This window comes from Psychromonas arctica (assembly GCF_038155225.1).
Lineage (GTDB): Bacteria > Pseudomonadota > Gammaproteobacteria > Enterobacterales > Psychromonadaceae > Psychromonas > Psychromonas arctica_B.
Window position 1 is genome coordinate 104,049 of sequence record NZ_JBAKBA010000003.1, and the last position, 26,206, is coordinate 130,254.

At 36.9% G+C, this 26,206-nt stretch carries 21 protein-coding genes; 19 read left to right on the forward strand and 2 right to left on the reverse strand.

Translation table 11 applies throughout. The features are described from left to right. Positions 1-60: 60 nt before the first annotated feature. Genes V6255_RS02485 through V6255_RS02495 form a run of 3 tightly spaced genes read left to right on the forward strand, consistent with a single transcriptional unit; the run spans position 61 to position 3,771 of the window. Positions 61-1,080, forward strand: a complete 1,020-nt coding sequence (locus V6255_RS02485; protein WP_341626721.1) for a Fe(3+) ABC transporter substrate-binding protein — start codon at positions 61-63, stop codon at positions 1,078-1,080. Beyond that, on the forward strand, positions 1,070-2,704 hold the full coding sequence (locus V6255_RS02490; protein ID WP_341626722.1) for an iron ABC transporter permease: 1,635 nt from the start codon (positions 1,070-1,072) through the stop codon (positions 2,702-2,704). The genes V6255_RS02485 and V6255_RS02490 overlap by 11 nt, the downstream gene beginning before the upstream one ends. Beyond that, entirely contained in the window at positions 2,704-3,771 is a 1,068-nt protein-coding gene (locus V6255_RS02495; RefSeq protein ID WP_341626723.1) for an ABC transporter ATP-binding protein, read from the forward strand. Before V6255_RS02490 ends, V6255_RS02495 begins: the two co-directional genes overlap by 1 nt. 106 nt (positions 3,772-3,877) lie before the next feature. On the opposite strand, the gene glnD is transcribed toward V6255_RS02495, so the two are convergent. Further along, a complete protein-coding gene (gene glnD / locus V6255_RS02500) occupies positions 3,878-6,490 on the reverse strand; it encodes a [protein-PII] uridylyltransferase (protein ID WP_341626724.1) in 2,613 nt (870 codons plus the stop codon). Positions 6,491-6,550: 60 nt separating this feature from the next. Beyond that, positions 6,551-7,339, reverse strand: a complete 789-nt coding sequence (gene map, locus V6255_RS02505; RefSeq protein WP_025563185.1) for a type I methionyl aminopeptidase — start codon at positions 7,337-7,339, stop codon at positions 6,551-6,553. A 399-nt stretch (positions 7,340-7,738) separates the two neighbouring features. Between map and rpsB the strand changes: the two genes are divergently transcribed. From rpsB to dnaE, 16 genes are all read left to right on the forward strand, one after another. Continuing rightward, positions 7,739-8,470 (forward strand): 30S ribosomal protein S2, encoded by a 732-nt coding sequence (rpsB, locus tag V6255_RS02510; protein ID WP_341626725.1) that lies wholly within the window; start codon positions 7,739-7,741, stop codon positions 8,468-8,470. 99 nt (positions 8,471-8,569) lie between these two features. After that, positions 8,570-9,439 carry a translation elongation factor Ts gene (gene tsf, locus V6255_RS02515; protein WP_341626726.1) on the forward strand — a complete coding sequence of 290 codons (870 nt, stop codon included), beginning with the start codon at positions 8,570-8,572 and terminating at the stop codon, positions 9,437-9,439. A gap of 193 nt (positions 9,440-9,632) precedes the next feature. Further along, positions 9,633-10,373 (forward strand): UMP kinase, encoded by a 741-nt coding sequence (gene pyrH, locus V6255_RS02520; protein WP_160060494.1) that lies wholly within the window; start codon positions 9,633-9,635, stop codon positions 10,371-10,373. A gap of 115 nt (positions 10,374-10,488) precedes the next feature. Next, the gene (frr, locus tag V6255_RS02525; RefSeq protein WP_160060495.1) at positions 10,489-11,046 is read left to right on the forward strand and encodes a ribosome recycling factor; all 558 of its coding nucleotides are present in this window, start codon (positions 10,489-10,491) and stop codon (positions 11,044-11,046) included. Positions 11,047-11,160: 114 nt separating this feature from the next. Beyond that, on the forward strand, positions 11,161-11,847 hold the full coding sequence (gene uppS / locus V6255_RS02530) for a polyprenyl diphosphate synthase (RefSeq protein WP_425355897.1): 687 nt from the start codon (positions 11,161-11,163) through the stop codon (positions 11,845-11,847). A gap of 50 nt (positions 11,848-11,897) precedes the next feature. After that, the gene (locus V6255_RS02535) at positions 11,898-12,749 is read left to right on the forward strand and encodes a phosphatidate cytidylyltransferase (RefSeq protein ID WP_341626728.1); all 852 of its coding nucleotides are present in this window, start codon (positions 11,898-11,900) and stop codon (positions 12,747-12,749) included. A 2-nt stretch (positions 12,750-12,751) separates the two neighbouring features. Next, on the forward strand, positions 12,752-13,948 hold the full coding sequence (gene ispC, locus V6255_RS02540; RefSeq protein ID WP_341626729.1) for a 1-deoxy-D-xylulose-5-phosphate reductoisomerase: 1,197 nt from the start codon (positions 12,752-12,754) through the stop codon (positions 13,946-13,948). Next, positions 13,942-15,318, forward strand: a complete 1,377-nt coding sequence (gene rseP, locus V6255_RS02545) for a sigma E protease regulator RseP (RefSeq protein ID WP_341626730.1) — start codon at positions 13,942-13,944, stop codon at positions 15,316-15,318. The genes ispC and rseP overlap by 7 nt, the downstream gene beginning before the upstream one ends. Before the next feature lie 115 nt (positions 15,319-15,433). Beyond that, entirely contained in the window at positions 15,434-17,851 is a 2,418-nt protein-coding gene (gene bamA / locus V6255_RS02550) for an outer membrane protein assembly factor BamA (RefSeq protein WP_341626731.1), read from the forward strand. A 93-nt stretch (positions 17,852-17,944) separates the two neighbouring features. Continuing rightward, positions 17,945-18,454, forward strand: a complete 510-nt coding sequence (locus tag V6255_RS02555; protein ID WP_341626732.1) for an OmpH family outer membrane protein — start codon at positions 17,945-17,947, stop codon at positions 18,452-18,454. Between the two features lie 8 nt (positions 18,455-18,462). Further along, the gene (lpxD, locus tag V6255_RS02560) at positions 18,463-19,485 is read left to right on the forward strand and encodes a UDP-3-O-(3-hydroxymyristoyl)glucosamine N-acyltransferase (protein WP_341626733.1); all 1,023 of its coding nucleotides are present in this window, start codon (positions 18,463-18,465) and stop codon (positions 19,483-19,485) included. A gap of 11 nt (positions 19,486-19,496) precedes the next feature. Then, positions 19,497-19,949 (forward strand): 3-hydroxyacyl-ACP dehydratase FabZ, encoded by a 453-nt coding sequence (gene fabZ, locus V6255_RS02565; protein WP_341626734.1) that lies wholly within the window; start codon positions 19,497-19,499, stop codon positions 19,947-19,949. Beyond that, positions 19,949-20,737 carry an acyl-ACP--UDP-N-acetylglucosamine O-acyltransferase gene (gene lpxA, locus V6255_RS02570; RefSeq protein ID WP_137297505.1) on the forward strand — a complete coding sequence of 263 codons (789 nt, stop codon included), beginning with the start codon at positions 19,949-19,951 and terminating at the stop codon, positions 20,735-20,737. Before fabZ ends, lpxA begins: the two co-directional genes overlap by 1 nt. 119 nt (positions 20,738-20,856) lie before the next feature. Continuing rightward, positions 20,857-21,996, forward strand: a complete 1,140-nt coding sequence (lpxB, locus tag V6255_RS02575; protein ID WP_341626735.1) for a lipid-A-disaccharide synthase — start codon at positions 20,857-20,859, stop codon at positions 21,994-21,996. A 42-nt stretch (positions 21,997-22,038) separates the two neighbouring features. After that, a complete protein-coding gene (rnhB, locus tag V6255_RS02580) occupies positions 22,039-22,650 on the forward strand; it encodes a ribonuclease HII (protein ID WP_341626736.1) in 612 nt (203 codons plus the stop codon). Between the two features lie 6 nt (positions 22,651-22,656). After that, a complete protein-coding gene (gene dnaE, locus V6255_RS02585; protein ID WP_341626737.1) occupies positions 22,657-26,199 on the forward strand; it encodes a DNA polymerase III subunit alpha in 3,543 nt (1,180 codons plus the stop codon). Positions 26,200-26,206 lie beyond the last annotated feature (7 nt).

The following is a 26,206-nucleotide window of genomic DNA, read 5'->3' on the forward strand; positions in this document are numbered from 1 at the left end:
AGTAATTGCTATCATTAAAATGCCAATTCTTAATAATTATGCTATTTAAAGGAATAATTGATGTCTATTCAAAAAGGTTTAACGATCTTACTTGCAGGTGCATCTGTGCTAACAAGTTCAATGTCTTTTGCTGCTGAAGAAGTGAATGTTTACTCTTACCGCCAACCGTTTTTAATTCAGCCAATGATGAAAGAGTTCACTGCTGAAACAGGCGTCAAAGTAAATATTTTATTCGCTAAAAAAGGCTTAATTGAACGCATTAAACGTGAAGGAGAGTTATCTAAAGCTGATCTTATGTTGACGTCAGATTTTAGCCGTTTAGCTTTATTTACTGAAGATGGCTTAGCACAACCAGTTGAGAGCCATGTATTAGATAAAAATATTCCAAGTAAATTCCATGGTGCGACAAAAGAATGGTTTGCATTAACTAGCCGAGCTCGTGCTATTTACTCTTCAGTTGAGCGTGTTGGCCCTACACCTAATATTACTTACCAAGATTTAGCAACACCTGCTTTTAAAGGCAAGGTATGTATGCGTTCTGGTAAACATCCTTACAATATTTCTCTATTAGCATCAATTATCGCTCATGAAGGCGAAGCTAAAGCAAAAACATGGCTAGAAGGTTTAAAAGCTAACTTAGCACGTAAACCACAAGGTAATGATCGTGCTCAAGTGAAAGCAGTTAAAGAAGGTTTATGCGATTACGCATTAACTAACAGCTACTACTTAGGTAAAATGTTAAACGATCCTAAACAAGTTTCTTGGGCTGAAGCCGTTCACATTAACTTCCCTAATCAAGCAACTACAGGTACACACGTAAATGTAAGTGGTATTTCTTTAGCTAAGTATGCTCCTAATAAAGAAAATGCAATTAAGCTGATAGAATTTTTATCGGGTGATGTAGCACAAGGCATGTATGCTGAAATTAACTACGAATACCCTGTTAAAGAAGACGTAAAACCTTCTAAATTAGTTGCATCTTGGGGCGAGTTTAAGCAAGACGATATCAAATTATCTGATATAGCTGCACAACATAAAACGGCTATTAAGTTAATGGATGAAGTGAAATTTGATCTCTAAGTCTTCATATTTATACAAGTTACTGCCTTGGGCTGTAACTTGTATTTTGTTATGTCCAATCATTGCTATTTTTTTAAGTGCTTTTGTCATCGATGAAAGTGGTAGTTTTTCACATCTTATTGATACCGTTTTACTCACCTACATTAGCAATTCCATTCTCGTTATTTTATTCGTTGTTTTACTGAGTATTTTATTTGCGATGCCTTGTGCATGGTTTGTTGCTTGTTGTGATTTCCCTTCTCGTGAAAAACTCCAATGGGCGTTAATGCTGCCTCTGGCGATGCCACCTTATATTATTGCTATCGTTTATACCGATTTATTAGACTTCACCGGACCAGTACAACTTGCTTTACGGGAGTTGTTTAGCTGGCAGTCTATTGATGATTATTACTTTCCTGATATTCGCACCATTTTTGGTGCTTCTGTCATTCTAGCGTTATCACTTTTCCCATATTTATATTTGTTATTACGTAGTGCTTTTTTAACGCAATCTGCGGGATTGTTTCAAGCGGCTAGAACACTGGGTTTATCTCCAATTAAAGCATTTTGGCGAGTCAGTATTCCTCTCTCTCGTTCTGCTATGGCGGTCGGTGTTTCATTAATTGCGATGGAAACTTTAGGTGATTTTGCGACGGTGAATTATTTTGCTGTGCATACTCTAACCACTGCAATATACGACACTTGGTTGGAACTCGGAAGTTTAACTACGGCTGCCAAAATATCTTCAATGATGTTATTAGCTATTGTGGTTCTTATCTCTTTAGAAAACTATAGTCGCCGTAAACAACAAGTTTATCAACGTAATAGTAATGGCAGTGTAGACCTTCGTTTTACTCTAACCGGTTGGAAGAAGTGGGGCGTATTGGGTTTTACTTGGTCTTTAGTCAGTTTTTCGCTGTTTATTCCTATTGCTACTTTAGTATATTATGCCGTTCACTATTTTACAGAGTCGTTAAATGATGACTTAATTAATTATACGATGAACAGTTTATGGCTCGCTTTTCTCGTCGCTATCTTAGCGTTAGCGGTTGCACTCATTGTTAATTTTTATCAACGTTTAAGCCCCGGGTTTGCTGCTAAATCAGCGATACGCTTATCTTCTCTTGGTTATGCCGTACCTGGCACGGTTGTTGCGATTGGTGTTTTGATACCGTTAACCAGTTTTGATTTATTGTTAAACGATTTCTTATTAAGTTGGGATTTACCTCCCGTAGGCTTAATACTATCAGGTTCATTAGTTATTTTAGTACTTGGTTATTTAGTACGCTTCAGCGCAATTGCGGTAGGCAGTGTGGATAGTAGTTTAGTGCAGGTTTCACCTTCTCTGGAACTGGCTTCTAGAACATTAGGTAATGGGCCTATTAAAACATTGTGGCGAGTTAATATTCCTTTAATTAAAAAAGGTATGTTAACCGCATTTATTTTGGTATTTATCGAAGCAATGAAAGAGTTACCTGCAGCGTTACTCTTACGCCCATTTAATTTTGAAACATTAGCAACTTATGTTTATCAATTTGTTTCTGACGAAATGATAGAATACGCAGCATTGCCTGCTTTGATGATAATCGCATTAGGCTTAATTCCATTTATTGTTGTGAATCGTTTGCTGGAGAAAAAGCGTTAATGAGTGCGTTAAAAATTGAAAACCTCAGTTGTTCATATCAAAAAACAGCTGTTTTAGAAGCCTTAGATTTAACTTTAAATGATAATGAAATAGTGTGTTTACTGGGTGAGAGTGGCTGCGGGAAAACAACATTGCTAAGAGCTGTTGCCGGCTTACAAACAGAACTAACAGGCAAAATTAGTATTCGACAAAAAGTGTTAAACGATGAAAAAACTTATACACCATCAGAGCAAAGAAAAATAGGGCTGATCTTTCAAGATTATGCACTTTTCCCTCATTTGAATGTATTTGATAATGTGGCTTTCTCACTGACTAATAAGCTCTCTAAGACAGAGAAACAGCAGCGTGTTGACAGTGTTTTATCATTAGTACAGTTGAGTGATATGTCGAAGCGTTTTCCGCATCAGTTATCGGGCGGCCAACAGCAACGTATTGCTATTGCACGGGCTCTCGCTTATCAACCTGAATTAATGTTATTAGACGAACCCTTTTCTAACCTAGATCAACATGTTCGTTTTCAACTTATCAATGAAATTCGCCAGCTATTCAAACAACATCAAATGAGTGCATTATTTGTCACTCACTCGAAAGAAGAAGGTTTTGCTTTTGCGGATCGTATTGCATTAATGCAAGCGGGAAAAATTGTACAAATAGACACGGCACAAAAATTATATCGCCAACCTAATTCAGCTTACGTTGCGGACTTTATGGGGCAATCAAATTATATAGGTGTCACTGTCGTTGATAAATTCAGTTATCAGGGCTGTTTTGGTTTATTAGGCAGTAATAGTGTCATTGAGCATAGTATTGGTAAGCAACTGCGTTTATTGCTTCGTCCTGAGCATATTAATATTGTGCCTGACTTAAATGGTTTAGCGATGGTTAAACAAGTCGATTTTCAAGGGGCATTGCAACAAATTACTGTTCAATTTAATCAACAGATTTTCATTGTTAAGCATAGTAATCACTGTAATGATTGTTTACAGTTTGAGGTTGATGATAAAGTCACTTTAACTGTCTTAAACCATGACTTTGTAACCTTTGAATCTGAAACTAATACTGAATAATATTAATGAAATGATTCATCATTAAAAAGCCCGTTATGTGAAAAACATAATGGGCTTTTTTGTGATTTGAACTAAACGCTTTCATTTAAATAAGCTATTTAGAAAATTAAGTGCTTGGACTCAATTCATACATCAAACTCGCTTTTAAACTTTCTTCTTGCTCTTTAGTTAATGAATCGCCATCAGCTGTAGATACAATAAATAAATCCTCTGCTCGCTCCCCTATAGTCGATATTTTCGCGGTATCAAGCATTAAACCATGATCTACAAAAACCGTTCCAATATTGGCTAAAATACCTGGTGCATCAAATGCGACAACTTCGATTTGTGTACGTTTACGACGCGTTGGTAAGAAGGTGATTTTAGGTTCAAATTTAAAGGGACGTTTAACGCGCTCTAATCTAATTAAGTTTGAGTTAATAACATCGGGTTTTAATAACGTATCAATAATGGCTTCACGTAAACGTTGGATTTTATCATCATCAATATGTTCGCCATCTTCTTCCAATACTGTAAAAGTGCTTAGCGCATAGTTATCTCGACTAGATAGAATTTTTGCATCATGAACGCTGAGCTTTTTATTATCGATTTCAGTCACAACAGAAGAGAACAAGATCGGCATATCTTTATGGTAAACAAAGATTTCACTACCGCCTCGTGCATTTTTAGTGCTGATCAATACCAAAGGTTTATTATGGTCTTTGTGCTCTAATAAATGTTGCGTGTGCCAACAAATTTGTGCCGATGTGTAACGGAAAAAGTAGTTTAATCTAAAACGTTTCCACAATGGTTTAACTTTATCTTCACTAATACCTAGCCCTGCTAAAATACCAAGCGCTTTAAGTTGACGGTCACGAATACGGTCGCGAATATCTGGCGGATTTTCTAAACCACGGCGCAACATAGTCAGTGTTTTATAATATAAATCACGTAGTAGAGAGGCTTTCCAACTATTCCAAGTATCTTCATTAGTTGCACAAATGTCGGCCACGGTTAAGCAGTATAATAAATTAAGATGCTTATCGTCTCGCACTACTTTTGCAAACTCAATGATCACATTAGGATCACTAATATCTCGACGCTGTGCAGTAACAGACATGGTTAAATGATGTTCAACTAACCAAGCAACGACTTTACTTTCATAACGGCTAAGGCCATGCAACCCACAAAAGGCGAGTGCATCGACGGCACCTAAAGTTGAATGATCGCCTTGTTGTCCTTTGGCAATATCATGAAATATAGCCGCTAAAAACAATAACTCAGGTTTTTCTAACGATCGAAATATTTCATGTGCTAAAGGATGATCACTTTTAGTTTTTGGATAGTTATAGATAAATTTAGCAAGTTTATGGGTATGTGCATCAACAGTATAAGCATGGAATAAGTCAAACTGCATTTGCCCAACGATACGGCTCCACTGTGGAATGTAAGCGGCTAATACACCATATTCATACATTAATGTAAAAGGAATGCCCATGCCTCTAGGATGCTTAATAATTTCCATAAAAATAGTGCGACACTCTGGAATATTTTGTAGCCAGTGTGTTAAACAACGTCTTGCTTCTCGAAGCTCACGTAAAGTGCTCGAGTAAATTCCTTTAATGCGTTTATCATCGGCAATGTGTACAAATAATTGTAAAATAGACTCTGGATTATCTTGGAAATGACCTGAAGAGGTTAATTCTATTTTATTGCCACGAATTCTAAAGTGTTCATCTATATCGTGAAACTCTGTTGCGACATTACCTAAAATAGCTTCATCAAAATATTGTAATAACATTTCATTGAGCTCTTTCACGCGACGAATCGTTTGATAGAACATTTTCATCATTTGTTCTACGGCTTCGTTTCGCTGACCGGTATAACCTAATAATTTTGCTACATCACTTTGAAAATCAAAAAGTAAGCGGTTATCTGGGCGATTTGTCACTGTGTGAAGGGCAAATCGAATTGTCCATAATTGCGACTGACAATCACTTATTTCATGGTATTCACCCTGAGTAATGTAGCCGTATGACGTTAACTCTAAAAGGCTATGTGCATCAAAATGACGTTTTGAAACCCACGCAATAGTTTGTATATCACGTAGTCCACCACAGCCATTTTTAATATCAGGTTCTAGATTGTAACCATCGCCTCGGCAGTTTTTATGACGTCCAAACTGTTCTTCTTTTTTTACGGTAAAAAATTGTGCTGATGGCCAGAAGTCACTTTCACCAATGACGTTTTGTAATTTTTCAAAGGTTTTTTCATTACCTTTAATTAAGCGTGATTCGATCATGCTGGTTGCGATGGTAATGTCTGCTTTACCTTGTTCTATGCAATCATTTATTGTGCGAACACTATTACCAACATCAAGTTTTAAATCCCATAGTAGGGTGATCAGTTGTCCTATTTTTTCTTCAGACTCTTTACTAAAACCATGATCAGATAAAATTAATAAGTCGATATCAGACTTTGGATGTAATTCACCTCGACCATATCCGCCAACCGCAAGTAGACTTAAATCAAAGCTTTCATTTAACCCAACTAGATCCCATAAACGGCTTAATAATTCGTCCACATACAGTGCACGCATTGATACGATATCATTAATGTGCTTTTTAGCTTTGAATTGTTCAAGTTGCCAGTCTGAAAATTGTTGTAGGTGTTGTTTGATAAAAGAAATGGTGAGATCTTGCTGCTGAATATGTAGCGGGGAATACTGTTCAAAGTCCATTTAAAGCCTCAATGTTGAAGCCTGCATTACTTACGTTAAGAAAGCAGGCTTAATTCATATTTATTCTGGGTTAATGATACGCTCAATTGTTTCTTCTGGGCGCAGTGTCAAAATCTCAACACCTGTTTCAGTCACTAATAATGTATGCTCCCATTGCATAGATAATTTTTTATCTTTGGTTACAACAGTCCATTCATCTTTTAATACTTTACAATCACGTTTACCAGCATTAAGCATTGGTTCAATAGTAAAACATTGACCTGCTTTTAATACTTCGCCAGTGCCTTTCTTACCGTAGTGCAATACTTGCGGTTCTTCATGGAATCCAGCGCCAATACCGTGTCCACAATATTCACGTACGATTGAATAGTTGTGATTTTCTGCGTGTTTTTGGATAGCCGCACCGATATCGCCTAAACGAGCACCAGGCTTAACCATTTTAATACCGATGTACAAACATTCTTGTGTTACACGCGCTAAACGATCAGCTAAGATAGATGGTTTTCCAACCATAAACATTTTAGACGTGTCACCGTGATAACCATCTTTAATAACAGTGATATCAATATTTAATACATCACCTTCTTTTAAAGGTTTATCGTTGGGAATGCCATGGCATACGACATAGTTTAATGAAGTACAAATAGATTTAGGAAAACCGTGGTAATTCAATGGAGCTGGAATCCCTCCTTGCTCATTAACAATAAAATCATGGCATAGTTGATTTAGTTCGTTAGTGGTAACCCCTTTTTTAACATAAGGTTCAATCATGGTTAATACATCTGCAGCTTGTTGGCCAGCAATACGCATTTTTTCTATTTCTTGAGCAGTTTTAATTAGTCCAGACATGTCATATCTCTATACTTTGAATAAAATGTTTATACCGTAACTATAAAGAGTTTTAGTCTTAGGTGCTAGATAAAATAATACTAACAAACCCTCACCACGGACGTGGATTTTATCTCAGGAAAGGATGTTTAAAAATATGGTAATTAATACACTATTTATTGAGATATTTGGTTCGCTGTGGTATAAAGCGCTCCGAGATTGATAGATTAATTTTTTAGTCGCTTTCTTAAATAATCAGAATAATCCATTCATCATATTTAATATGTTGAATTTAAAGGATTATTACTTAAATAACACACACGCATCGACACGTCACTCGGGGTGCCTTTTTCTGTTTAAGAAATTAATGGTCGAGTGTATGGGATGTGTGGAGGCCTAACCCCCTAAAAGGAAATTCAAATGGCAACAGTATCAATGCGCGATATGCTACAAGCAGGCGTTCACTTCGGTCACCAAACTCGTTACTGGAACCCAAAAATGAAACCATTCATTTTTGGTGCTCGTAATAAAGTTCATATCATCAACCTTGAAAAAACAGTTCCTATGTTTAACCAAGCGCTTAACTTCCTAGAAGCTAAAGCATCTAAAAAAGGTAAAATCCTTTTTGTTGGTACTAAACGTGCAGCTTCAGAAGCTGTTAAAGAAGCTGCAATCGCATGTGACCAATTTTACGTTGATCACCGCTGGTTAGGTGGTATGTTGACTAACTGGAAAACAGTTCGTCAATCAATCAAGCGTTTGAAAGATCTTGAAGTTCAAAGCCAAGACGGTACTTTTGACAAGTTAACTAAGAAAGAAGCGCTTATGCGTACTCGTGAATTAGAGAAACTTGAAAAAACACTTGGTGGTATCAAAAACATGGGCGGTATCCCAGATGTAATCTTCGTAATCGATGCAGATCACGAGCACATTGCAATTAAAGAAGCGAATAACCTAGGAATTCCTGTTATCGCTGTTGTAGATACTAACTCTTGTCCTGATAACATCGATTACATCGTACCTGGTAATGATGATGCTATCCGTGCAGTTAAGCTTTACTTAAATGCAGCTGCTGAAGCTGTTAAAGAAGGCCGTACTGCAGAAGTAGTAGTAGCTGAAGGCTTCGTTGAAGAAGAAACAGCTGAAAAATAAGTTCTTCTAATAATAGAAGCTCTTATTAACCAATCATTGGTTGGTTATCAGGGGTCTATATGGCCCCTTTTTTATAGAATTAAAATAGGAAATCAAACAATGGCTATTACAGCTCAGCAAGTTAAAGAACTTCGTGACCGCACAGCTGCGGGTATGATGGATTGTAAAAAAGCATTAGTTGAAGCAGATGGCGACATCGAGCTTGCAATTGAAAACATGCGTAAATCAGGTGCAATTAAAGCCGCTAAAAAAGCAGGCCGTATTGCTGCTGAAGGTGCAATTTTTGCAAAAACTAATGGTACTACAGCATTAATCATCGAAGTAAACTGTGAAACAGACTTCGTTGCTATGGATAAAAGCTTCTTAGCATTTGCTGAAAAAGTAGCTGATATCGCACTTGCAAACAAAATTGATACTGTTGAAGCACTTAGCTCACAAGCTTACGACGAAACAACTGTTGAAGAAGCGCGTGAACTTTTAGTTGCTAAAATTGGCGAAAACATTTCTGTACGTCGTTTACAAATCGTTGAAGGTGAAAACCTAGGCGCTTACGTACATGGCCGTAAAATCGGTGTTGTTTCTGTGCTAACTGGTGGCGACGCTGACCTAGCTAAAGATATCGCAATGCACGTTGCTGCTGCATCTCCTCAGTTTGTTAAACCTGAAGATGTACCTGCAGACGTAGTTGCTAAAGAAAAAGAAATTCAATTACAAATTGCAATCGAAAGCGGTAAACCTGCTGAGATCGCAGAGAAGATGGTTAATGGTCGTATGGCTAAATTTACTGGTGAAGTAAGTTTAACTGGTCAATCTTTCATTAAAGACCCATCAATCTCTGTTGCTAAACTTCTTAAAGGTGCGAGTGCAGACGTTGTCTCTTTCATCCGTTTAGAAGTTGGTGAAGGTATTGAAAAGAAAACTGAAGATTTTGCTGCTGAAGTTGCTGCAACAATGGCTGCTGCTAAGTAATTTTATTCAGGCGCAATAGGTGATGTTTTAGCATTACTCCATTGTAAAAAGAACCGCGGCATAGCTGCGGTTCTTTTATATTAAAAAGTAAGATAATTAGTCTGTTAAATGGCCAATTTAAGACCTATTTTTTAAATTTATTTTTATAATTTTTTTAAAAAATCGGTATTATTTCAACTTAAGGAATGAAATTATGAGCACTAACCCTAAATCTGCTTATCGTCGTATTTTATTAAAATTGAGTGGCGAAGCACTCGTTGGTGAAGAGGGGTTCGGTATTGATCCTAAAGTATTGGATCGTATGGCATTAGAGATTAAATCTCTGATCGAATCTGGTGTACAAGTTGGTTTAGTAATTGGTGGTGGTAATATTTTCCGTGGAGCAGGGCTAGCACAAGCTGGTATGAACCGCGTTGTTGGCGATCATATGGGAATGCTAGCAACCGTAATGAATGGGTTAGCAATGCGTGATGCATTACACCGTTCACATGTGAATTCTCGTTTAATGTCTGCAATACCGTTAAATGGTGTGTGTGATGATTACAACTGGGCTGAAGCGATTAAGTATTTGAAGTTAGGTACGGTAGTTATTTTTGCTGCAGGTACAGGTAACCCATTTTTTACTACTGACTCAGCAGCTTGTTTACGTGGTATTGAGATAGAGGCTGATGCCGTACTGAAAGGTACAAAAGTAGATGGTGTTTATGACGCAGATCCTGTTAAAAATCCAGATGCTAAATTATACAGTGTTTTAGATTACCAAACAGTTTTAGAAAAAGAATTACAAGTAATGGATTTAGCTGCCTTTACATTAGCAAGAGACCATAGTTTACCTATTCGAGTATTTAACATGAATAAGCCAGGCGCATTAAGTCGTGTGGTATTAGGTGGTGATGAAGGTACAACTATCACTCATGCTGAAGAAAATATTTAATTAAATATATTCTTATTCGAGTAACTAATAATTAAGATATGTAACTATTAATAATTCTTGTTGCCATATTGAGTAACAAAGTTTGATAATGAACCAATAAGTTAGGAAAGTAGATATGATTAATGAAATCAAAGATGATGCACAAACACGAATGAATAAAAGCATCGAGTCATTTAAAAGCCAATTAGCGAAAGTACGTACTGGTCGAGCTCACCCGAGTTTACTTGATGGTATTATGGTGCCATATTACGGTTCAAATACACCATTACGTCAAGTAGGTAATGTATCTACTGAAGATGCACGTACATTAACAATCACAGTATTTGATGCAACATTAATTGCAGCTGTAGAAAAAGCGATCATGGGCTCTAACTTAGGTTTGAATCCGATGTCTGCTGGTACAGTTATTCGTATTCCTTTACCACCGTTAACTGAAGAACGTCGTAAAGACCTTATTAAAGTTGTTCGTGGTGAAGCAGAAAGTACTCGTGTAGCTATTCGCAATATTCGTCGTGATGCAAATGGCGATTTTAAAGATCTAGAAAAAGAAAAAGAAATCAGTGAAGATCAGCAGCGTCAAGGTGAAGAATTAGTACAAAAAGTCACTAATGAAAGCATCAAGAAAGTAGATGAAGTATTAGCGGTTAAAGAAGCTGAATTGTTAGAAGTTTAATTTTAACTCATATTCAATTAATGCACCTCCTACTAAGTATTTGGTGCATTTTATTTTTTGTAAAGGATTACTGTGACGTTTGAAAATAATTTCCCTAAGCATGTTGCGATCATTATGGATGGCAATGGCCGTTGGTCTGAAAGACAAGGAAAACACCGTATTTTTGGTCACAAACACGGTGTAAAAGCGCTGCGTAAAACAATTACTTTCGCAAGAGATAATAAACTTGAAGCATTGACTATTTTTGCTTTTAGTAGTGAAAATTGGAAACGTCCTGAACAAGAAGTCAGTATGTTAATGGAGTTGTTTTTTATTGTGCTAGGGCGCGAAATAAAAAAACTGCATAAAAGTAATATCAAGCTAAACATTATTGGTGATATATCTGGTTTTAGTGACCGATTACAAAAAAAAGTACATGAAGGCCAAGAGTTAACAAAAAATAATACTGGTTTAGCATTAAATGTTGCTGCGAATTATGGTGGTCGTTGGGATATGACCAATGCGACTAGAAAAATTGCAACTCAGGTTCAAAGTGGCGAATTAAATATTGATGATATCGATGAAGAGTTAGTTGGTCAGACATTAACATTAGGTGACTTACCCGATGTTGATTTAATGATTCGTACTGGCGGCGATTATCGTATTAGTAATTTTTTATTGTGGCAACTTGCTTATGCAGAAATGTATTTTACTGACGTATTATGGCCAGATTTTGACGGCGAAGCCTTCCAATTAGCATTAGATGTATTTTCAGGTAAAGAGCGACGTTTTGGACAAACTAGCGCACAAGTGAACTGCTAATTTTACCGGAAGCAACTTTATAGCCTACAGATAAAAAACGGGAATTTTCTGTGAAGCAACGAATTATAACTGCGCTTGTATTAGCGCCATTGGCCATTGCGGCTATTTTCTTTTTACCACTTAAATTCTTTATGTTATTTGCCGCTGGTGTGTTTTTACTTGCAAGTAAAGAATGGGCTGGTTTTGTAAGTAAAGAACCTTCTTCTGCCATTCTTTATATTTTTGGATTAATACTGGGTATTACATTAATGTTAATGCCGGTAAGCGCTATTTGGGCTGGCGAATTGCCAAACCAATATATTATTTATGGACTTTCGATTGCTGCCGTTTGGTGGTGTGTTGCTTTAGTCATGGTTGTTCGTTATCCAACTTCTGCGACGCTTTGGCGATCAAATAAAGTGATCAAAAGTATTTTTGGCTTATTAACGTTAATTCCGTTTTTTTGGGGACTCGTTGTATTACGCTCAATGAATATGCACCATGACTTTTACTTTGGAGCACAGTTGGTGATGTATGTTTGTTTGTTGGTGTGGGCTGCTGATTCTGGCGCTTACTTTGCTGGGAAACAGTTTGGTAAACATAAATTAGCCCCTAACGTAAGCCCAGGTAAGACTATTGAAGGACTTGTTGGTGGTTTATTAAGTGCAATGATTGTTGCTTACTTTGCCAGTTCTTTCTTTGCTATATCGGCTGACAAAATGGCCTTGTTTTTTGCTGCTTCAATAATAACGACTTTAGTCTCTGCTTTAGGTGATTTAACTGAAAGTGTGTTTAAGCGTGAAGCAGGCTTAAAAGATAGTAGTAACTTATTACCGGGACATGGTGGGATATTAGACCGTATTGATAGTTTAACCGCTGCTGTTCCAGTATTTGCCTTTATATATATCTATTGGTTAATTTAACCATGAAGAAATTAGCAGTATTAGGTGCGACAGGGTCTATTGGAGATAGTACGTTAAGTGTATGTCGCCATAACCCTGGCTTATACAATGTTGAATTTTTATATGCAGCAACTAATGTCGATAAGATGTTAGCGCTGTGTATTGAATTTGAACCAACTTATGTTGCCTTATCTAATGATCTAGCTTCTTTAAAGTTAAAACAACAATTAAAAGATCACAAACTAAATTGCCAGGTGTTACCTGAAACTGAAGTACTTTCTTTATTAGGTAGTGCTGAAATAGATTCTGTGATGGCTGCGATAGTCGGTGCTGCTGGTTTAAAAACGACACTTGCAGCAGTTTATGCAGGAAAAGAAATTTTCTTAGCAAATAAAGAGTCATTAGTGATGTCTGGTGCGTTATTCATTGATGCCGTTAAGCAATCTGGAGCAAAATTATGGCCAGTAGATAGCGAGCACAATGCAATATATCAATCAATGTCACCAATGTTGCAAGAAAATATCGGACATTGTGATTTAGACACTGGTGGCGTGTCAAAAATCTTACTAACCGGATCTGGCGGGCCTTTCTTAAATAAAGCATTAAATGAATTTACTAGTATTACGCCCGATGCGGCCATTAAACATCCTAACTGGTCGATGGGACCTAAGATCTCAATTGACTCGGCTACAATGATGAATAAAGGCCTTGAGTACATTGAAGCAAGATGGTTATTTAACACCAATAAAGATCAGCTCAAAGTTATCATACACCCTCAATCAGTTATCCATTCAATGGTTCAATACAAAGACGGTAGTGTTATTTCTCAAATGGGTAATGCTGATATGCGTATTCCTATTGCGCATGTGATGGGGGGCGAAAAGCGAATTATCAGTGGTGCAGAAGGGTTTGATTTCTTCAGCAGTGCAAACTTTACTTTTGTGGAGCCAGATTATAATCGCTATCCTTGTTTGAAATTAGCAATACAAGCTTGTTATGAAGGCCAACATGCAACAACCACACTTAATGCTGCTAATGAGATTGCAGTACAAGCTTTTTTAGATGAACGCATTAAATTTACTAATATTTCTACGATCGTTGAGCATGTGTTGAATCAATTAACACATCAAGCTGTATCGTCAATTGACGAGTTATTAGTTATAGATAAAATGGCAAGAGACTCAGCGGTTGAATTGATTAATAGAGGTATCATTTGTTAGATTTTATTTGGAATACTGCTTCATTTATTATTGCTTTAAGTATTTTAGTTGCCATTCATGAATATGGTCATTTCTGGGTAGCCCGTCGTTGTAACGTTAAAGTGCATCGTTTTTCCATTGGTTTTGGCAAAGTACTTTTTAAAAAAGTAGATAAACAAGGTACTGAGTTTGTTATTGCTGCTATCCCGTTAGGCGGTTACGTTAAAATGCTTGATGGTCGTGTTGAAGAAGTACCTGAAGAATTATCTGAGTTTGCCTTTGATAAAAAAACAGTGTGGCAACGCATTGCGATTGTTGCTGCAGGACCGATTGCAAACTTCTTATTGGCGATTGTTGCATTCTTCTTGATGTATACGATAGGTGTAAACAGTGCTAAACCAATTATCAGTGATGTCGCTGAAAACTCTCCTGCAAGTGTTATCTCAGAACAAAAGAAATTCCAAATTACAGCTGTAAATGGTCAAGACGTTAACGACTGGGAAGCTTTAAATCTAATGCTTGTGGCTCAAATAGGTGAGTCTAATTTTGATTTAAGTATTACCCCATTTATGAGTACAAATTCACAAATAGTTAATGAACCAAGCCAAACTTATACAGTCTCATTAGACAATTGGAAGTTTGATCCTAAAAAAGAATCGGTTATTAGGAGCTTAGGTTTTGTACCTTATTCTCCTAAAGTGTATCTAGTCGCTGATTCTGTTGCTGATGATAGTGCATCCCAACGTAGTGGTTTAACGGTTGGAGATAAACTTATTTCAATTGACGGTATTAAACTAAATGACTGGCAACAATTTGTTAAAATCATTCAGAAAAATGCAAACAATCCACTGCAACTGACGATTGAAAGAAATAGTAGTAATAAAGTATTAACGCTCGTACCAGACTCTCGTGAAGTATCTGATGGTCAAATTCAAGGTTATATTGGTCTTGCTCCTAAGGTAGACGTATATCCTGATGAGTTTAGAGTAAGCTTAAAATACGGTTTAGTCGAAGCGTTTACTAAAGGGCTCGATAAAACATGGCAGTTAACGGAATTAACTTTTTCTACCCTCATTAAGTTGGTAACAGGTGATTTGTCTGTTAAAAATTTAAGTGGTCCGGTTGGTATTGCAAAAGGTGCTGGAATGAGTGCTGATTATGGGGTAGCTTACTTCCTTGGGTTTATTGCCCTAATCAGCGTTAATTTAGGCATAATGAATTTGATTCCATTACCCGTGTTAGATGGTGGGCATTTAATGTACTACTTTATCGAAGCGATAACGGGTAAACCTGTGTCTGAAAAAATACAAGAAGTTGGTTTTAAAATAGGTGCAGCTGTATTAATGACATTTATGTCAATCGCGATACTGAACGACTTTAATTTATTATAAAATACGAATAGAATTTTAATGATAGCTGTTATCATTTAATTATGTTGTTATTAGCTCGATTACGAGTGCATTTAAACTATTTTTGCACAAAGTGCACTAAAGGATTTTGTAGATAATGTTTAAGAAATATTTATTGGTTATAACGCTAACTGTTACAGGGTGCTTTACGAGTCTAGCTTCGGCAGAAGAATTTACTGTCTCTGATTTACAGTTCAAAGGACTTCAACGTGTGACTATTGGTGCTGCCTTATTAAGCTTACCGATACGTGAAGGTGATGTAGTTGATGATTATGATTTGTCACAATCCATTAAAAAGCTATATAGCACTAGCTACTTTGAATCCATACAATTATTCAGAGATGATTCAGTTCTTATTTTTAAAGTAAAAGAACGTCCAACGATCAGTGCAATAGAATTAACAGGTAATGATAAATTATCTGAAGAACAAATATTAGATTCACTTAAGTCTTCTTCTATTAAGGTGGGTGACACGCTCGATAGAACAACATTAACGAGTATTGAAAAAAGTTTAGAAGATTTCTACCACAGTGTTGGTAAATACAGCGCACAGGTTGAAACAATTATTACCTCTTTACCAAGAAACCGTGTTTCAGTGCAATTTGTGTTTCGTGAAGGTTTAACAGCAAAAATAGAACAAATTAATATTGTTGGTAATAACGTTTATTCAGATACTCAGTTATTAAAACGACTAACTTTAAGTGATTCTGGTGGCTGGTGGGATCTCTTTGCAGATGATAATTACCAAAAACAAAAGTTAGCTGGCGATTTAGAAGTCATTAAAAGTTATTACTTAGATCGCGGTTATATTCGCTTTAAAATTGATGAAACACAAGTGTCTTTAAGACCAAACAAAAAAGGTGTTTATGTAACAGTAAACGTCAACGAAGGTGATATTTATAAAGTTAATGATGTTACTTTTATTGGTGATCTACTTGGCCATGATGAAGATATTAAGAGCTTGGTTGCATTCTCAAAAGGAGATATTTATGCCGCATCAGATGTGTCAGCTTCAGAGCAAAGTATTCGTAAATATTTTGGCCGTTTAGGTTACGCTTTCCCAGAAATTAATGCTTATCCTGAGATTGATGATGAAACCAATACGGTAGTGGTTAACTTTTCTGTTGACCCTGGTCAAAGAGGTTACGTGCGTTATATTAATATTTCCGGTAATACAACGACAAAAGATGTTGTTTTACGCCGTGAAATGCGTCAAATGGAAGGAGGATGGTTATCTAGCGAAGCACTTGAGACATCTCGTGCACGTTTAAATCGTTTGGGTTTCTTTTCAAATGTAGATATCAAAACTGATCGTGTTAGTGATGATCTTGTGGATGTTAATGTAAATGTTGAAGAACAATCTTCTGGTAGTTTTAATGCTGGTGTTGGTTTTGGTACTGATTCTGGAATTAGTTTAAGTGGTGGAATTCAACAAAGTAACTTTTTAGGCAGTGGTGATAAGGTTTCATTACAAACTAAATTTAATGACTTTAGTGTCAGTACGGATCTTAGCTATGATACACCTTACTTAACTAAAGATGGTGTAAGTGGCGGTATTCGTCTCTATTATGATAAGTTTGAAGCTGCCGACGCTAATATCGTAGACTTTACTAATACAACTTATGGGCTGCGTCTTAGCTCTGGCTTTCCTATCAATGAAATTAATCGATTGGGCCTTAGTGTCGGGTGGGAAAATAACGGGATTTCACAAGTAAATGGTTTTGCACAATTAGATAAATTTTGGGATATCTACGGTTCATTACAAGACTCTGACGGCAGTGCAAACTTTAAAAACTTTGATTTAACCGGAACTTGGTCCCGTAATAATCTCGATAGAGGCCAGCTTGCAACGCAAGGTATGTCACATACATTACGCGCTAAAGTAACTGTGCCTGGTTCTGATCTTCAATACTTTAAACTTAATTTCGATATTCGTAATTATCAACGCTTGAGTGATGATGGTGATTGGACAACCTTATTAAGAGGTAGTTTAGGCTACGGGAATGGTTATGGTAAATTTGAGGGTAGTGACCAAATTTTACCCTTTTTTGAAAACTATTATGTTGGTGGTTATCGAACAGTGCGTGGTTTTGCAAGCAATAGTATCGGACCTCGTGCGATTAATACTGGCACAGATAGCGGTAATGCTACTGCAAGTTACACCGATAGCTCGATAGGCGGAAATGCAAAATATACATTAAGTGCGGAACTTATCTTCCCAGTGCCGTTCTTAGATGAAGCTTATTCTCGCCAAGTGAGAAGTAGTTTGTTTGTTGATGCTGGTGAAGTATGGGATACAGAGTTTGATTATGATGCATTTAAAGACATTTGTTCATTCAATTGTGATTTTGCAGGTGATTTTTCTAAGCCTGGTCGTATTCGAGCATCATTGGGTACCCAGTTAACTTGGGTTTCTCCTTTAGGACCACTTGTATTTACTTTAGCGGTTCCATTAAAAGACTATGCAGGTGATACAACTGAAGTATTCTCATTCAATATTGGTGATACGTTCTAGTTATATTCTTGGCTAGCTGTAAGCTCAAATAGTGTGCTTTATTGCACACTTCTTTTTATTTAAATAACAATTTTATTAATACGGAGTTACAACATGAAGACCTTTTTTAAAGTTATTACATTAGCAACTGCAATGGGTACAATATCTGCGGCTAATGCTGCTGATGTACAAAAAATTGGTGTGGTATTTCCATCAAAAGTGATGCAAGAGTCTCCACAACGTGAACGTATCATTAAAAAATTAGAGTCTGAATTTAAAGGTCGTTATGAAAAACTTCAGTCTTTAGAAAAAGAAATAAAAAATCTACAAACTAAAATTAAAAAAGATGGTGAGTTATTAGGTAAGAATGAAGTAACTGGGTTACAACGCCAAATTGAAGTTAAAGTATCTGAATATAAATTAAGCCGTAAAGCATTTGAAGAAGACCAGCGCCGTCGTCAAAGTGAAGAGCAGCAAAAATCATTAGCAGTCGTTCGCGATGTTATCAATACTATTGCTAAAGAAGGTCAATACGATCTTATTTTAAATGGTGAACAAATTGTGTTTTCAAAACCTGGTTTAGATATTTCAGACAAAGTTATTCAAGAAATCAGTACTAAATAGGTTTAATTATGGCTTATTCATTAGCAAGTTTAGCAACTCAGTTATCTGCTCAATTAGGCGGCGACGGAGAATTGCAAATACTGCGTTTAGCTACCTTTGATGGAGCTAAGCAAGGAGACATTACTTTTGTCTCGGATAAAAAACTACTGACACGCCTAAGTGAGTGTCAAGCAAGTGCAATTGTATTACCTACTGCATTAAAAGAGTCGTATCAAGGTAATGCATTATTCATGGATAATCCTTATGTTGGGTATGCGTTATTAGCGCGTTTATTTGACACCACACCAAATCTTTCGGCTATGATTGCAGATTCAGCTCAAATACATGAATCAGCGATTATCGGTGAAAATGTCGCGATTGCCGAAAATGTAGTGATTGGAGAAAATGTTAAAGTTGGTGATAATAGTCAAATCTTTGCTAATACTGTGATTGCACAAGGGACTGAGCTAGGTAAAGCTTGTAAAATTTATCCTAATGTTACTATTTATCATAATAGCCAAATTGGCAACGATGTTATTATCCATGCCAATACGGTAATCGGTTCTGATGGTTTCGGTAATGCACCGTATCAGGGGACTTGGGTTAAAATTCCACAAATTGGTAAAGTGATTATCGGCGATGATGTTGAGATTGGTTCGTGTACCTCCATTGATAGAGGTGCATTATCAAATACAATCATTGGTAGTGGTGTGAGGATTGATAATCAATGTCAAATTGCACATAACGTACAAATTGGTGAACACACAGCTATTGCAGGCGGTAGTAATATCGCAGGTAGTACCACTATTGGTAAACATTGTATTATTGGTGGCAGTGTGGCAATGAATGGTCATATATCTATCGTTGACAATGTTATCATTACTGGTGACAGTATGGTCATGCGTAGCATTAAGAAAGCAGGAATTTACTCTTCAGGTATTCCTACTCAAGAAAATAAAGCGTGGCGTAAAACGGCGGCTTATACATTAAAAATCGAAGAGTTATTCAAACGAGTTAAATCGCTTGAGAAACAAATTGAAGATAAAAACTAAGGAAATCAATCGTGTCTAACGAATTAAATAGTCTTGATATTAAGGAGATCATGGATCTTCTACCGCATCGTTACCCATTTTTATTAATCGATCGCGTAGTTGATTATGTACCTGGTGAAACATTATCTGGTTACAAAAATGTCTCTTTTAATGAACCTCAGTTCACAGGACATTTTCCAGGTACGCCAGTTTTTCCTGGTGTTATGATCTTAGAAGCTTTAGCACAAGCAACCGGTGTTTTAGCATTTGCTACATATGGAAAACCTGCCGAGAATGAACTATATTTTTTAGCATCTATTGATAAAGTACGCTTTAGAAAACCAGTTGTACCTGGTGATAGGCTTGACTTAGAAATTATTTACCTTAAAGAACGACGTGGAATGGGTAAATTTGAATGTGTTGCAAAAGTTGATGGTGATATAGTCTGCCAAGCAATGATTATGTGCGCAAGAAGAGAGATTTAATGATTGATTCAACAGCAAAAATTCATCCAACTGCAATAATTCATGAGAATGCGATTATTGGAAAGAACGTAGAGGTCGGTCCTTATAGTATCATCGGCGATAATGTTGAAATTGGTGATGATTGCTGGATTGGTCCACATGTTGTTGTTAAAGGCACCACTAAAATGGGTAAAGGTAATAAAATTTACCAGTTTGCTTCAGTGGGCGAAGATTGCCAAGATTTAAAATATAACGGCGAAACAACTTTTTTAGAAATTGGCGATAATAATGTTTTTCGTGAAAGTTGTACTATTCATCGTGGTACTGCTCAAGATGAAAGTCTGACTAAAATTGGTAATAATTGTTTGTTAATGGCTTACGTACACGTCGCCCATGATTGCATACTTGGTAATAACATTATCTTGTCAAATAATGCAACGTTAGCGGGGCATAGTAAACTAGCTAATAATGTTATTATTGGTGGACTAACTGCGTTGCATCAATTCACTCGTGTAGGTGAGTATGCAATGATCGGCGGTTGTTCTGCTGTGAATAAAGATATTCCTCCTTACTTTATGGCTTCAGGTAATTACGTACAAGCTCAAGGGATTAACTCTGTTGGTTTGAAGCGTCATGGATTTAGTAGCGCGACGATTATGGAAATCAAACGTGCATATAAATCACTATGTCGTAATGGTAATACGTTAGCGGAAGCAAAAGCTGAAATAGCAGAAAATGTTGCTGATTGCCCTGAGTTAAAAATATTGTTGGATTTTATTTCAGATGAAAATCGCGGTATTGTTCGTTAAAGCATTTGCTTATAGCGTCTAAAAAACTAGGCTCTTTTGAGCCTTTTTTTTTATCTAAAATTTTTAGTTAATTACATAAAAAAATGCATTGTTGCATTACTTATACAAAGAAGAAAATAATGACTAAACCATTACGTATTGGATTAATAGCAGGTGAAACATCCGGTGATATTCTGGGTGAAGGCTTAATTAAAGCACTCAAAAAGCAATATCCAGATGCTATTTTTGAAGGTATTGCTGGGCCTCGTATGATTGCTCAAGGCTGTATTGCTTTACATCCTCTTGAAGCTCTATCTGTGATGGGCTTTGTTGAAGTGTTAGGTAAATTACGGAGTATTTTGCGTATTCGAAAATCAATTACGCAACATTTTATTAATAATCCTCCAGATATTTTTATTGGTATTGATGCGCCTGATTTTAATTTAACGGTTGAACTTAAATTAAAACAACAGGGCATTAAAACTATCCATTACGTTAGTCCCTCTGTTTGGGCTTGGAAGCAATGGCGTATTCATAAAATAGCTAAAGCGACTGATTTAGTATTAGCATTTTTGCCCTTTGAAAAAGCCTTCTATGATAAATTCGATGTACCATGTCAGTTCATTGGGCATACGCTTGCGGATCAGTTACCTCTAATTCGTGATAAATCAGGTGCACGAAAACAACTTAATATTCCAGAAAATGATAAAATTTTAGCAATTTTACCTGGTAGCCGAAAAGCAGAAGTAGAAATGCTTGGACCTATATTTTTACAAGCTGCAGATATTATTCATCAAAAATATCCTGATTACCGCTTTATAGTACCAATGGTCAATGATCGTCGTAAAGTACAGTTTCAAACACAAATAGACGAGCTTGCACCTTCATTGCCAATTACTTTATTAGATGGTCAATCTAGTGCTATTTTACAATCAGCGGATATGGTTTTATTAGCCTCTGGCACGGCTGCGTTAGAAGCGATGTTAGCGAAGGCACCAATGGTTGTGGCTTATAAGGTAAAACCTATTACGTATTTAATTGCTAAATCATTGTCTAATATTAAATATACGTCACTACCTAATTTAATCGCTGATAGAGAAGTGGTAAAAGAACTGAATCAACATGACTGTACTGTTGATAAAATTGTAGAGGAGCTACAACGTTTAATTGATCATGATGCACAGAAGATGATTGAAACTTTTACTGAATTACATCAGTTAATTCGCTGTGACGCAGATACACAAGCTGCTAATGCTGTCATTAAGCTATTAAATCGTTAATCTTTTAATAAATATTTGCCCTAAAAATTGAGATAACTAGAAATGAAAGTAGATTTTCCTGACGTTATTTATCCTGACTTGCAGTATATTGCTGGAGTCGATGAAGTAGGACGTGGTCCATTAGTAGGCGATGTTGTTACGGCAGCTGTTATTTTAGATCCTAATAAACCGATTATAGGCTTAACGGATTCAAAGAAATTAAGTGAAAAAAAGTTAGCGTTATTATTTGATGCTATTAATGAAAATGCATTAGCTGTTAGTGTCGGACGAGCTTCTCCATCAGAAATAGATCAGTTAAATATTCTACATGCCACTATGTTAGCAATGCAAAGGGCAGTAGAAGGTCTTTCCGTTACGCCTGATTTTGTCTTTATTGATGGAAACCGTTGTCCAGCTTTGGCAATGCCAAGTGAAGCTATTGTTAAAGGTGATTTACGCGTCGCTGAAATAAGTGCTGCTTCTATTATTGCTAAAGTGACACGTGACCGTGAAATGGTTGAGTTAGATAAGCTTTACCCTCAATATGGTTTTGCGAAGCATAAAGGTTATCCAACAAAAGCACATTTTGAGGCGATAGAAACTCATGGTGTCACTGCTGAATATCGACAAAGTTTTAAACCAGTTAAAGCTATTTTAGCTTTGACTTCAAAGTAGAGTGTTATGCCAGAAATGAGCAATGAAGTATCTATAATAACTACATCGGAAAACTCACCTAAATTTGTACATCTACGAGTACATAGTGACTTTTCAATGGTGGATGGTTTAACTAAAGTTAAACCACTCGTTGCAAAAACGGCAGCACTAAAAATGCCTGCGCTTGCGATAACCGATCAAACTAATTTTTGTGGTTTAGTAAAGTTTTATAGTGCTGCGCATAGTGCTGGTGTTAAACCTATTATTGGTGCTGATTTTTGGGTTAAAAGTGAGTTGTTAGGCGACCAACAGTTTCGTTTAACTGCATTAGCAATGAATGCCGAAGGCTATAAAAACGTGACTGAGCTTATCTCTAAAGCTTATTTACGCGGGCATGTTAAAGGGCGAGCGGTAATAGAACAATCTTGGTTAATAGATCATCAAAAAGGTGTTATTTTATTATCGGGAGCCAAAGACGGTGACCTAGGTAAAATGCTATTAAAAGGGAACCAAGTTGCCGTTGCTGAAATTACTGCATTTTATAAAACACATTTTCCAAATCGTTATTATTTAGAGCTGATTCGCACTAATCGAGCTCAAGAAGAAGATTATTTGCATTTAGCCATTGATCTGGCGGCCCAACAAGGATTGCCTGTTGTTGCCACTAATGAAGTTATCTTTGCTGAAAAATCATTGTTTGATGCGCATGATATTCGTGTCTGTATTAACCAAGGTTATGCATTAGGTGATGAGAAACGTCCTAAAGATTACAGCCCAGAGCAATATTTACGTAGTGAAGAAGAGATGTGTGAACTCTTTTCTGATATTCCTGAAGCCCTACAAAATAGTGTTGAAGTAGCCAAACGTTGTAACGTTACTTTACGCTTAGGAGAGTATTTTTTACCTGACTTTCCAACCAACGGCATGCCAATGGATGAATTCTTCTGTGAAGCATCACGAGAGGGGCTAGAAGCGCGTCTAGAATTTCTGTTCGATAAAAACAGCCCAGAGTTTGCTGCAATAAGAAAGCCTTACGATGAACGTTTAGAGATTGAATTAGGCGTTATTAATAAGATGGGATTCCCTGGTTACTTCTTGATCGTAATGGAATTTATTCAATGGAGTAAAGATAACAATATTCCTGTTGGACCCGGCCGTGGTTCAGGTGCTGGTTCACTGGTGGCTTATGCTTTAAAAATTACCGATTTAGACCCATTAGAATTCGAATTACTTTTTGAACGATTTTTAAACCCTGAGCGTGTTTCTATGCCCGATTTTGATATCGATTTCTGCATGGATAGACGTGATGAAGTAATCGATCACGTTGCACAATTGTATGGGCGTGATGCGGTATCGCAAATCATTACCTTCGGTACGATGGCTGCTAAAGCGGTTATTCGAGATGTAGGGCGAGTGTTAGGTCACGCTTATGGCTTTGTTGATAGCATTTCTAAATTAGTGCCGCCAACGCCAGGCATGACACTAACCAAAGCGTTTGAAGAAGAGCCTCGTTTACAAGAGCGTTACGACTCAAGTGAAGATGTTCGCGCTTTAATTGATATGTGTCGCACACTTGAAGGGACTATCCGTAATGCAGGTAAGCATGCTGGTGGTGTGGTTATATCACCAACCACCATTACAGACTTTGCACCATTATATTGTGACGATGAAGGTAATAACCCAGTAACACAATTTGATAAAAATGATGTCGAAACCGCTGGTTTAGTTAAGTTTGACTTCTTAGGTTTAAGAACATTGACCATCGTTCAGTGGGCATTAGATATGGCTAATGCACACAAACATGAACGTGGTGAAGAACCTATTTATATCGAAAAAATAGATCTTACTGAACCAGCTTGTTTTGAACTGCTAAAGCGTTATGAAACAACGGCTGTTTTCCAGTTAGAGTCTCGTGGTATGAAGGATCTAATCCGTCGCCTACAACCTGATTGTTTTGAAGATATGATCGCATTAGTGGCATTATTCCGTCCGGGCCCACTTCAATCAGGCATGGTAGATAACTTCATCGAACGTAAGCATGGTCGAGAGGTAGTATCGTATCCAGATGAAAAATGGCAGCATGAGTCACTAAAAGAAATTCTGTCACCCACTTACGGTATTATTTTATACCAAGAACAAGTTATGCAGATTGCACAGGTATTATCTGGCTATACATTAGGTGGCGCGGATATGTTACGTCGTGCAATGGGGAAGAAAAAACCAGAAGAGATGGCAAAACAACGTGCTACTTTTGAATCTGGAGCGATTGAAAATGGTATTGGTGGCGAGCTCGCCATGAAGATCTTTGATTTGGTAGAGAAATTTGCTGGCTATGGGTTTAATAAATCTCACTCTGCTGCTTATGCACTCGTATCTTACCAAACTCTATGGATGAAAACTTTTTATCCGTCTTACTTCATGGCAGCGGTTATGTCTGCTGATATGGATAACACTGATAAAGTGGTTATCTTAGTCGATGAATGTCAGAACATGGGATTAACGCTATGTCCACCTGATGTGAATGAAGGCTTATTTAAATTTAACGTAGATAAAGATCTACGTATTATTTACGGTATCGGTGCGATTAAAGGTGTTGGCGAAGGCCCAATAGATGCCATTATTGAAGCCAGAACTGAAGGCGGAAAATTTAAAGACTTATTTGATTTTTGTACCCGTGTTGATTTAAAACGTTGTGGAAAACGTATTATTGAAAAACTCATTCTAGCGGGGGCTTTAGATAATTTAGGGCCACATCGTGCGGCCTTAATGGCTAACTTAAGTGATGCATTAACCGCTGCTGCACAATATAAAAAAGCTGAGTCATCGGGCCAAACTGATTTATTCGGTGTATTAACAACCGATGATGATGAAATAGAGAATAAATTTTCGGTAGTAGAAAAGTGGCCTGAAAAACAATGGTTAAAAGGCGAAAAAGATACACTTGGATTATATTTAACCGGTCATCCTATCAATCAATATGAACCTCACTTACGCGCCATTAACTGCCTTAAGCTAGTTAATTTAGCAGTAAACGGACGAGGTCAAAATAGCCGAGTTTGCGGACTCGTCTTAGCAATGCGAGTCATGGTAACAAAAGCCGGGAAACGTATGGGGATTTTGACTCTCGACGATAAAAGCGCACGAATGGATGTGACCGTTTTTGCTGATCTATTAGACCAACATGAAGCGTTATTATTTACTGATAATATCGTGGTATTACAAGGGCAAGTTAGTGAAGATTATTTCAATGGCGGTTTGAAAATGAATGCGCGTGAAGTAATGAGTATCGATCAAGCAAGGGAGCGCTTTGCGAGTAAATTACGTTTGAATATTTCATCAAATATCTTACAACATCAATCAATGCCAGAATTTGAGTCTCGTTTAAAAAATATTTTAACGCCTGCTTCTGGTGGTTTATGTCCTGTGTTTATTAATTATCAAAATCATCAAGCACAGACAGAAATTGAACTTGGTATTGAGTGGTCTATTACGCCTAGTGACGATTTGTTATTTGAGCTTGGACGTCTATTAGGCGAAGAAAACGTAGTCTTACATTTTGATCAAGGTTAAGTGAACA

What these genes read in the sequence shown, in the direction of transcription:
- lpxB (WP_341626735.1), top strand. Translation starts at nt 20,857, where the DNA reads ATGACTAAACCATTACGTATTGGATTAATAGCAGGTGAAACATCCGGT.
- ispC (WP_341626729.1), top strand. Translation starts at nt 12,752, where the DNA reads ATGAAGAAATTAGCAGTATTAGGTGCGACAGGGTCTATTGGAGATAGT.
- frr (WP_160060495.1), top strand. Translation starts at nt 10,489, where the DNA reads ATGATTAATGAAATCAAAGATGATGCACAAACACGAATGAATAAAAGC.
- dnaE (WP_341626737.1), top strand. Translation starts at nt 22,657, where the DNA reads ATGCCAGAAATGAGCAATGAAGTATCTATAATAACTACATCGGAAAAC.
- tsf (WP_341626726.1), top strand. Translation starts at nt 8,570, where the DNA reads ATGGCTATTACAGCTCAGCAAGTTAAAGAACTTCGTGACCGCACAGCT.
- map (WP_025563185.1), bottom strand. Translation starts at nt 7,339, where the DNA reads ATGTCTGGACTAATTAAAACTGCTCAAGAAATAGAAAAAATGCGTATT.
- rnhB (WP_341626736.1), top strand. Translation starts at nt 22,039, where the DNA reads ATGAAAGTAGATTTTCCTGACGTTATTTATCCTGACTTGCAGTATATT.
- lpxD (WP_341626733.1), top strand. Translation starts at nt 18,463, where the DNA reads ATGGCTTATTCATTAGCAAGTTTAGCAACTCAGTTATCTGCTCAATTA.
- glnD (WP_341626724.1), bottom strand. Translation starts at nt 6,490, where the DNA reads ATGGACTTTGAACAGTATTCCCCGCTACATATTCAGCAGCAAGATCTC.
- V6255_RS02485 (WP_341626721.1), top strand. Translation starts at nt 61, where the DNA reads ATGTCTATTCAAAAAGGTTTAACGATCTTACTTGCAGGTGCATCTGTG.
- rpsB (WP_341626725.1), top strand. Translation starts at nt 7,739, where the DNA reads ATGGCAACAGTATCAATGCGCGATATGCTACAAGCAGGCGTTCACTTC.
- pyrH (WP_160060494.1), top strand. Translation starts at nt 9,633, where the DNA reads ATGAGCACTAACCCTAAATCTGCTTATCGTCGTATTTTATTAAAATTG.
- V6255_RS02555 (WP_341626732.1), top strand. Translation starts at nt 17,945, where the DNA reads ATGAAGACCTTTTTTAAAGTTATTACATTAGCAACTGCAATGGGTACA.
- bamA (WP_341626731.1), top strand. Translation starts at nt 15,434, where the DNA reads ATGTTTAAGAAATATTTATTGGTTATAACGCTAACTGTTACAGGGTGC.
- lpxA (WP_137297505.1), top strand. Translation starts at nt 19,949, where the DNA reads ATGATTGATTCAACAGCAAAAATTCATCCAACTGCAATAATTCATGAG.
- V6255_RS02495 (WP_341626723.1), top strand. Translation starts at nt 2,704, where the DNA reads ATGAGTGCGTTAAAAATTGAAAACCTCAGTTGTTCATATCAAAAAACA.
- uppS (WP_425355897.1), top strand. Translation starts at nt 11,161, where the DNA reads ATGGATGGCAATGGCCGTTGGTCTGAAAGACAAGGAAAACACCGTATT.